Source organism: Yoonia sp., from assembly GCF_017854415.1.
Taxonomy (GTDB): domain Bacteria; phylum Pseudomonadota; class Alphaproteobacteria; order Rhodobacterales; family Rhodobacteraceae; genus Yoonia.
This window is the reverse complement of the sequence record NZ_JAFMHR010000124.1, coordinates 1-8535: the sequence shown is the minus strand read 5'-3', so window position 1 is coordinate 8535 and position 8535 is coordinate 1. Positions and strand designations below refer to the sequence as shown.

Annotated in this window: 8 protein-coding genes and 1 pseudogene; 4 read left to right on the top strand and 5 right to left on the bottom strand. The window is 54.0% G+C overall.

Annotated features, from left to right (window positions below):
• The 3 genes from QZ197_RS12895 to QZ197_RS12885 form a co-directional block, all read right to left on the bottom strand.
• Nucleotides 1-320: DMT family transporter (locus tag QZ197_RS12895; RefSeq protein WP_296432443.1), on the bottom strand; the 320-nt coding region annotated here is incomplete at its 3' end.
• Between the two features lie 112 nt (nt 321-432).
• Complete coding sequence (locus tag QZ197_RS12890; RefSeq protein WP_296432441.1) at nt 433-1650, bottom strand: hypothetical protein; 1218 nt, start codon at nt 1648-1650, stop codon at nt 433-435.
• A 90-nt stretch (nt 1651-1740) separates the two neighbouring features.
• The gene (locus tag QZ197_RS12885) at nt 1741-2607 is read right to left on the bottom strand and encodes a DMT family transporter (protein WP_296432440.1); all 867 of its coding nucleotides are present in this window, start codon (nt 2605-2607) and stop codon (nt 1741-1743) included.
• A 93-nt stretch (nt 2608-2700) separates the two neighbouring features.
• Between QZ197_RS12885 and QZ197_RS12880 the strand changes: the two genes are divergently transcribed.
• The gene (locus QZ197_RS12880; protein WP_296432438.1) at nt 2701-3297 is read left to right on the top strand and encodes a hypothetical protein; all 597 of its coding nucleotides are present in this window, start codon (nt 2701-2703) and stop codon (nt 3295-3297) included.
• 1 nt (nt 3298) lies between these two features.
• Here QZ197_RS12880 and guaA read toward each other — a convergent pair whose 3' ends face one another.
• The gene (gene guaA, locus QZ197_RS12875) at nt 3299-4858 is read right to left on the bottom strand and encodes a glutamine-hydrolyzing GMP synthase (protein ID WP_296432436.1); all 1560 of its coding nucleotides are present in this window, start codon (nt 4856-4858) and stop codon (nt 3299-3301) included.
• A gap of 184 nt (nt 4859-5042) precedes the next feature.
• Between guaA and QZ197_RS12870 the strand changes: the two genes are divergently transcribed.
• Nucleotides 5043-6593, top strand: a complete 1551-nt coding sequence (locus QZ197_RS12870) for a trimethylamine methyltransferase family protein (RefSeq protein ID WP_296432433.1) — start codon at nt 5043-5045, stop codon at nt 6591-6593.
• A 6-nt stretch (nt 6594-6599) separates the two neighbouring features.
• Here QZ197_RS12870 and QZ197_RS12865 read toward each other — a convergent pair whose 3' ends face one another.
• Nucleotides 6600-6896 carry a DUF6477 family protein gene (locus QZ197_RS12865; RefSeq protein WP_296432432.1) on the bottom strand — a complete coding sequence of 99 codons (297 nt, stop codon included), beginning with the start codon at nt 6894-6896 and terminating at the stop codon, nt 6600-6602.
• Between the two features lie 247 nt (nt 6897-7143).
• Here QZ197_RS12865 and QZ197_RS12860 point away from each other — a divergent pair, with 247 nt between their 5' ends.
• Complete coding sequence (locus tag QZ197_RS12860; protein ID WP_296432430.1) at nt 7144-8265, top strand: DUF6456 domain-containing protein; 1122 nt, start codon at nt 7144-7146, stop codon at nt 8263-8265.
• Nucleotides 8266-8374: 109 nt separating this feature from the next.
• Nucleotides 8375-8535: pseudogene (locus tag QZ197_RS12855) on the top strand (lipoyl synthase); the annotation flags it as partial.

The following is an 8535-nucleotide window of genomic DNA, read 5'->3' as shown; positions in this document are numbered from 1 at the left end:
GCGTTCAGGATCGAGGTTAGGCCTGTTTCGATATGCAACTGTCCCCACGCCATCAAGCTAAAGGGAATCACATTGTTCAGCAGACCCATGACCAAAAATGCGCCCCAAACCCGCGCATCGGTGGGAATCTTTAATCTGCGGATCACGACATACGCCCACAGGATCAGCATCGCCCAACCGGTTCGGTGTGCGACGGCCGTCAGAGGTCCAATTTCGTCCAACGCGATGCGGATCGACAGGAATGAGCCGCCCCAGATAAAGGACAACAAGAGCAGTTCTGCCCATGCGCGCGACGAGATGGTTTTTTGTAAAGTTGTCATGTGGGCGACATGATCGTCTCGCGGCGTGCTGCGCAACCCGCTTCATGCGCAAGAAAAGAAAAAAGCCCCACCGGTGAGGGCGGGGCTTTGAATTGACTTAGTCAGCGTTTGTTTAGAAGCTTTGCGTAATTTGCATACCGAAACCAATCGCAGAGTTGTCACGGAATTCGGTGGCAACAGTCGTCGGAGCAGTAGGGTTTTCTGTGTCGGCATCACCAAGCATGATATAGCGGATGCCAGCAGTCACTTTGGTATCGCCCGTGGTATAAGTACCACCCAAACCAAAACTAACGTTACCATCTGTCGGTCCTAGGTTGCCGGAAAATCCACCTTGTGCAGCTTCGTAGCCGATAGAAACAGCGCCAGAGAACGCATCTGACAAACGGCGCCCCACACCTAGTGAATAGGCGAAGGTGTCCTCGTCGTAGCTTTGCAGAGAACTGCCTTCTGGATTTAATGCATTCGTTGTAAGAATATTGTAAGTCGCTGGTGCAAAATCAAACTGGGTCCATTTTGCGTAACGAATGGAACCAAACAGAAGCGTATCTTCGGCAATGCCAGTTTGGAAATCCAGGTTCAGAGATTCCGGTGATTTGAAGGTTGTTGTGCTTTCCGCATTGTCGCAGAATGATGCGGGAGCAGCACAGTTTTCTGTGGATGGCATGTCGTGTGTAATACTAGAGCTATATGTCAGTGACACGCGCAGTGCGATGTCTGGAATTTCATATGCTGCGCCAACGACGATGCCTGTTCCTGAACTGCTTTCGCCTTCCAAATTGTAGGACCTAACAGCGGGTAATCCAATAGTGGCTTCGATAGATTGGTACCGCAATCCGCCGTGAATCGAGTAGTTTTCGTCAATTTTGTAACGCGCAAGCGCGGTAATTGCAGTGCTTGACACCTCTGCGGTTGTTGCGCCTGCGTAGTAAAATGCGCTGTTATCGGAATAATCGACGTTTGCACCAAAAGGTTGGTCAAAAATCAACGCTACATCAACCTGGTCATTGATGCCGTATTTTACGCCACCTGCAAATTGAGAATAGGCAACGGCCATGTTGCCAGATGTTTGGCCAATAGGCGCGCCAGCTACTGTACTTACGGTTTCGCCTGATACTTCTGGTGACACAAAACCAAAGCTAAGTTGAACAACGTTGCCTTCTTCGAAAATTATGCCGACGCCTTGTCCTGAACGGTCAAGTCCTCCCGCCTGTGCGATGCTCGTTGTGAGCAGCAAGGCTGCGCCTGCTGATAGTACTTTTTTCATGTCCTCATCCCTGTCATGAATAAATATTGTGCAACGGTTGTACTGATCGCCTAAGCTTTGCGTCAATTAATGACGCCGCGTCATAGTTTACGACGGCGTCGCTACGTCACTAAAATACAATAGCTTTGTGATCACAGGGATGGTTTCACTGGGCCTTCATGTCTTCGCGCGTCCCATTGCATGGGTGATGTTCAGGTAATTCGCGGCAAAGATGAAGGCTGCGCCCACGAAAACCAGCGCATCGAGCGGCTCTGCGTATAAAAGCATGCCCACAATCGCGATCACGGGCAAACGGACAAAATCAATAGGCATGACGACGCTTGCGGGTGCAATGCTAAGTGCCTTGGTCAGGCAAAAATGCGCAAGCAATCCTGCGCAGCCGATCAAAACTACCCAAGGCAGTGTTTGGAGAGACGGAAGCGCGATGTCGCCATCGTACCCGGCACAAATCAATCCAAAGACCGCCTGCATTGTTGTGAGGTAAAATAGGATCGTTGTGATGCTTTGGGTGCGTGTCAACTTGCGCGTGAAAATTGCCGTAAGCGCAAAGAACACGGCACAACTGGCTGCGGCGACAAGGCCTGAGTTGATATTTGCCGGATCAGGGCGGGTGACGATCAAGATGCCAACAAACCCGATGGCTGCACTTAATAGGCCGATGCCCGTTAACCTTTCTTTCAACAAAAGCGGCGACAACAGGATGACCCAGATCGGCGTGGTAAATTCCAATGCAAAAACTTGTGCAAGGGGGATGACGGTAATGGCATAAAACCAAAGGTTCTGACCTGCGAAATGGCAGATATTGCGTGTGGCATGCAACCCGAGCTGGTTGCGGCCAATCTGACGGAATGTGCCAACATAAGCAGCGACCGACACAACGATGATGATACCCGTAATGCTGCGGAACAGCATGATTTCAAAGGTATCAAGTTCGACGCTGACTGTGCGCCCTGCAATTGCCATCAGCGTGAAAGAGGTGATCGCACCGATCATCCAAAGGGCGGCTTGTAAAGTTGTGTTCATGCAAGCAGTTGCCATTCTGTTTGGCGATTTTGCAACCCCCGATGCAATGTGTTTGAATGTCAGATGAATTGGGGATTGCAGATGCGTTGGTTGATGGCACTTTTGATATGGCCGTGTGTGGTGCAGGCTGATGCAATCACGGATATTACGACTGCGGCAGCACAGGCATTTGCGCGTATGCCGCAAGTGAAGATTGTGGATCAGATTGCTGGCGAATGCGGGGCCAATGGTGCAGTGGACCCTCGCGTCGCATATTGCACCACGGGCAATATCATCCTGGTTGCAACGACGGCACGCGGCCTGCCGCAAACGCCTTATTTATTGGGTCATGCGTTCGGGCATGCTGTGCAAGTTCAACACGGCATCGCTGATTTTGCTTTGCGTGAAATCCGCAATCGCCCAACTGATGAAGTGATGCTGCGCGGTTTAGTTGAACGTCAGGTCGACTGTGTTGCAGGGTTCTTGGTGCACCGCGCAGGATTGCCGGAATTGGACCTTGCAGACCTGTTCGACGATGACCCATTAACCAATCCCCATTGGGGGCGTGATCCACTACGGATAGGTCCGGTTGCGGTTGTCGCACTTGATGCGCGTGCGCAATGGTTTGCGCGCGGCCAACAAGGCGACATTGCAGCTTGTGCGCCAGGTGAATTTACGGGGATGGGCTTAGTGCGCGCCTTGCAAAACTAGCCTATTCCCACTCGATCGTGCCGGGGGGTTTGCTGGTGATATCGTACGTTACGCGGTTGATGCCGTGCACTTCGTTAATGATCCTTGTGGCGGTTTCGCCAAGGAATTCATGGGTGAACGGGTAATAATCCGCTGTCATCCCATCAACAGAAGTAACCGCACGCAATGCGCAGGCAAAATCGTAGGTTCGCCCATCACCCATCACGCCGACCGTGCGCACTGGCAGGATCGCAACAAATGCCTGCCAAATATCATCGTACAACCCGTGTTTGCGGATTTGATCGATATAAACCGCGTCCGCTTTGCGCAAGATTTCCAACTTTTCGCGGGTAATCTCGCCGGGACAACGGATTGCCAGACCGGGGCCGGGGAACGGATGGCGACCGATGAATGATTTGGGTAGGCCAAGTTCAACGCCCAATGCGCGGACTTCGTCTTTGAACAATTCGCGCAGCGGCTCTACCAATTTGAGCCCCATTTTTTCAGGCAGACCACCGACGTTGTGATGCGATTTTATCGTCACGGACGGGCCGCCAGAAAAGCTCACGCTTTCAATAACATCAGGGTAAAGCGTGCCTTGGGCAAGAAAGGCCGCGCCTTTGATCCCGTTCGCATATTTTTGGAACACGTCGATAAACAGACGCCCGATAATCTTGCGCTTGGTTTCAGGATCACTGACGCCATCCAGTTCGCCTAGAAATAATTCGCTCTCGTTGGCGTGGATCACTTTAAGGTTCATGTTGTCGCGGAACATTGCCACGACTTCTTCGGCTTCGTTTAGACGCAGCAGGCCGTGATCGACGAACACACAAGTCAACTGATCGCCGATAGCCTCGTGCAGCAAAGCTGCGGCGACGGACGAATCAACGCCACCTGACAATGCGCAGATCACATGGGCATCGCCGACTTGATCCTTGATTGCGGCAATCGCCTGTTCGCGGTAGGCGCCCATGGTCCAATCGCCCGTGAACCCAGCAAGACGCACAAAGTTTTCATATAGCTTTGCCCCATTCGGGGTATGGTGCACTTCGGGGTGGAATTGAACCGCGTAGAAGTTGCGCGCGACGTCCGCAGTAATTGCGAATGGGGCGTTTGGCGAGGTGCCGTAAACTTCAAATCCCGGAGCAATTTCAGAGACATGGTCGCCATGGCTCATCCAGACTTGTTCTTTGTCGGTCGCAAACCAGCCATCTAATAGCGACAGTTTGCTTTTCGGGGTGACGTAAGCGCGGCCGAACTCTGCGGTGCCATGCCCGCTCGTCACTTTGCCGCCCAATTGCGTCATCATTGTTTGCTGGCCATAGCAAATGCCAAGCACGGGAACACCCATTTCAAACACCGCTTGCGGCGCGCGCGGCGATCCCTCGCGGGTTACGCTATCGGGGCCACCAGATAAGATAACGGCTTTGGGCGCAAATTCGGCCAAAAAAGCGTCGGTGACGTTTTGGTAGGGATGAATTTCGCAGTAGACGCTAAGTTCGCGCAAACGCCGCGCGATAAGCTGCGTGACCTGACTGCCGAAATCGATGATCAAAAGACGTTCGTGGGTGCTGTTTTCCATGGCGCTGTGGGTAAAGCCAGACGGGGGTCAACGCAAGGGTCCCGCGCACCGGTTTTGCGCTGTTTTCGACAGTTCATTTCAGGACATGTCGTTTTCAGGTCTCAAGGGCCGCAAAATCGCCGGGGACGGCGTGGACTGCGTTGTATGAGATACGAAATCTATCGCTTCTTGAGGGAGACGTTTCATGTCCGATGCACCAGCCACATCACCACGTAGAGGTCGCGGCGGCGGCGGTGCAGCACGCCGCGCAGAACGCACAGCCGTCAGCGTTGAAACGGCAAAGTACATCACGCGCAACATCCCTAATTACGAAGTGTTGTCCGAGGCTGATCTGGATTTGATCGAGGCAAACGCCGAAACGGTATTGGCCGAAATCGGCGTGAATTTTGTCGATAGCCCAGAGGCATTGGCCCGCTGGAAGGCAGCTGGTGCGGAAATCGAAGGTGAACGGGTTCGTATTCCGCGTGGCTTGGCGCGTAAATTATGTGCGACTGCACCGTCAGAATACACGCAGCATGCCCGCAATCCTGAACGCAATGTGGTTGTAGGCGGTAAGAACCTTGTCATGGCACCCGTTTACGGACCGCCATTTGTACGCGATGCCGAAGGCGGTCGCCGCTATGCAACCATGGCCGATTTCGAGAAATTCGTGAAATTGGGCTATATGTCCAAGTGGTTGCACCATTCAGGCGGCACCGTTTGCGAGCCGACAGATGTAGCGGTCAACAAGCGCCACCTTGATATGTTGCTGGCGCACATGATCTACAGCGATAAGCCATTCATGGGCTCTGTGACCGAACCTAGCCGCGCGCAAGACAGCGTAGAAATGTGCGAGATTTTATTCGGCAAAGAGTTCGTCCAAGACAACACAGTCATGACGTCGCTGATCAACATCAACTCGCCGCTGACATTTGACAGCATCATGATGGGCGCGCTTGAAGTGTTCGCCAAGAATAACCAAGCGTCGATTATCAGCCCGTTTATCGTTGGCGGCGCGATGGCGCCGGTTTCTGTCGCAGGCACTTTGACGCAAGTTCTAGCCGAAGTTCTGGCCGGTGTTGCTTATAGCCAGTTGATCCGCCCCGGATCGCCGGTGATTTTCGGCACATTTGTCACGTCCATCGATATGAACTCCGGTGCGCCGACCTTTGGCACGCCAGAGGCGTCGCATATCACTTATGGGGCAGGCCAGTTGGCCCGCCGTATGAATTTGCCTTACCGGTCGGCCGGATCGTTTTGTGGCTCGAAATTGCCCGATGCGCAGGCCGCATTCGAGACCGCAAATAGTCTGAATATGGGTTTGCTATCGGGTGTGAACTTTATGTTGCACAGCTGTGGCTGGCTTGAAGGCGGGCTTGTCGCATCTTTCGAGAAATTTGTCATGGATGCGGATATGCTGGGTACATTGCACCATTTTGCCCGCGGCGTGGATATGTCCGAAAACGGCCAAGCGATGGGTGCCATCGCAGAAGTCGGCCCGGGCGGTCACTATTTAGGCTGCGAGCATACGCAAGCGAACTTCAAATCTGCCTTCTGGCGTTCTGATCTGTTTGATTACAAACCGTTCGAGACATGGGACGAAGAAGGCGCGCGCGACACAGAAACACTGGCAACAGCACGGGTCAAAAAGATGCTGGATACATATCAGCAACCCGCCCTTGATCCAGACATCGAGGCCCGCTTGCGTGCATATGTGGCTGATAAGAAAGCCAGCATGCCGGATGCGTTTACCTAAAGCGTATCAGACAACATTCAGGGCGGTGGCGCGCATCAACTGCGCCTCGCCCAGAATGGCAATCAAGACTTCGACCTGACGCGCGGGGCGGTAATCGCCCGATTTAGACCTGCGCAGTTGGTCCAGCTCTGCTTCGCGATCCAGCAACTGCATCAAAGCAGCCCCGTGTTTGGGCAGGCGTTCGCACCCCAAAATGCGGCGCAGATGCGTGTCGCGTCTGTAGTCATCAACCCCGAACCGGGCCGCCCGTGCCAGAAGCTGCGGGCGTTCAAGTGTCGCTATGCGGGTTTGTAGATCAAGCATTTCTGTATTCCTTCCAGTGTCGCAAGTTTTCAACAACATGACACAACCTATGCGGGTGTTGCGTGATCGCGCCAAAGTAAGAACGCACCGGTTAGAGTCACTTATCTTTTTGAAAACATGGTTGACGGACGAAAAGTATCGTTAAGACTTGGGTAACCATGCACGCTCCGGTAGCATCATTGGTTTGCGCCTTGATCGAGCGATAACCGCTGGTTGGCGCTGTAATCGACAAAGAGGGATAGGTGATATGACTGTGACACAAGGGCAAACGGGCGCGCATGAATTTCCACGTTGGGTGCCGGATGCGGCACGTCATTACCTTGTGCATACCGAAAAGGGCATTTCGATCCGTGCTGTGGCGCGGGCCAGCGATTGCCACCCTTCAACGGTGCTACGCCAGGTGCGTCGGTTCGAAGGCCGCCGCGATGATCCTTTGATTGATGCCGCCTTGCGGTCTCTTTCGGAACAGGTGGCAGCATGTGATTTGGAACGAAAAAGGACGAAAGACATGATGAACATGGCCTGTGCAACGACTGATCCGGCGGCCTCTGTGGGCCTGACACAGGCGCGCATCGATCAAGAGGCAAAGCGGATATTGCGTCGGCTATGTGAACAAGGGGCTGTTCTGGCTGTGGCGCGCGAAATGGAAACGTCAGTTGTCGTCCGTGTCACGCCCGAAGGCGAACAGATCCGCACTGCGATTGTGGAGCGCGAAATTGCGCAGGCCATGGCGCTTAAGGATTGGATCACCTGTCCTGATCCCGAAGGGCGGATCGCGCGTTATTTTATCACCAACACTGGGCGGGCGGCCTTGCGTCGCTTGACAGCCGAGGACGAAAACCGGGCTAGCGGCTTTTCTGAACGCAACACGGTCCCTGACGGTGATGCGGGCTGGGACATCGCCGCCATTGAAGGTGTGACCCGTCCGTCCAGCCGATCTCAGACAACAGAAAGCCCGCTTGTGGGGCTTGCCCGCCGCAAGGACCGCGATGGCAAACCGTTTTTGTCGCGTGAATTGGTTGCCGCCGGAGAGCGGCTGCGCGAGGATTATGAACTGGTCGAAATTGGCATGGGCGGCATCGAAAGCTGGGGTGGTTTCATGACCGGCGAAGGGCCTGATGCAGCACAAGACGGATCAAAAGGGGCAGTCGAGGCGCACCGCAGGATCAAGGCAGCCCTTGCTGAACTTGGTCCCGGTTTGGGTGACGTTGTCCTGCGCTGCTGTTGTTTTCTGGAAGGATTGGAGCAGACTGAAAAGAAAATGGGGTGGTCCGCGCGTTCAGGCAAAATTGTGCTGCGCATCGCGTTGCAGCGGCTCAAGCGGCATTATGCGCAGACGCAAGGGCTCTATGGGCCGATGATCGGGTAGGGACCTGCGCCATGCATGCTGTGCAGTCCCGTCATGCGCGATACCGTGAACATTGGACAACGCGGTGCTGCGACGCTAGGTAAGATGTAACACAATCCGGAGCATCCTTATGTCCACTCGCGACCTGAAAATCCCCGCCCAGCGCCACCCTGAAAAGCAGCGGCGTCCGGATTCGGCGCAACCCAAAAAGCCGGATTGGATTCGTGTCAAAGCCCCGACATCGCAGGGCTATAAAGATACCCATAAGATCATGCGCGAACACAAGTTGGT

Coding starts and splice junctions, on each gene's coding strand:
- QZ197_RS12885 (WP_296432440.1), bottom strand. CDS start 2,607: ATGAACACAACTTTACAAGCCGCCCTTTGGATGATCGGTGCGATCACC.
- QZ197_RS12880 (WP_296432438.1), top strand. CDS start 2,701: ATGGCACTTTTGATATGGCCGTGTGTGGTGCAGGCTGATGCAATCACG.
- guaA (WP_296432436.1), bottom strand. CDS start 4,858: ATGGAAAACAGCACCCACGAACGTCTTTTGATCATCGATTTCGGCAGT.
- QZ197_RS12870 (WP_296432433.1), top strand. CDS start 5,043: ATGTCCGATGCACCAGCCACATCACCACGTAGAGGTCGCGGCGGCGGC.
- QZ197_RS12865 (WP_296432432.1), bottom strand. CDS start 6,896: ATGCTTGATCTACAAACCCGCATAGCGACACTTGAACGCCCGCAGCTT.
- QZ197_RS12860 (WP_296432430.1), top strand. CDS start 7,144: ATGACTGTGACACAAGGGCAAACGGGCGCGCATGAATTTCCACGTTGG.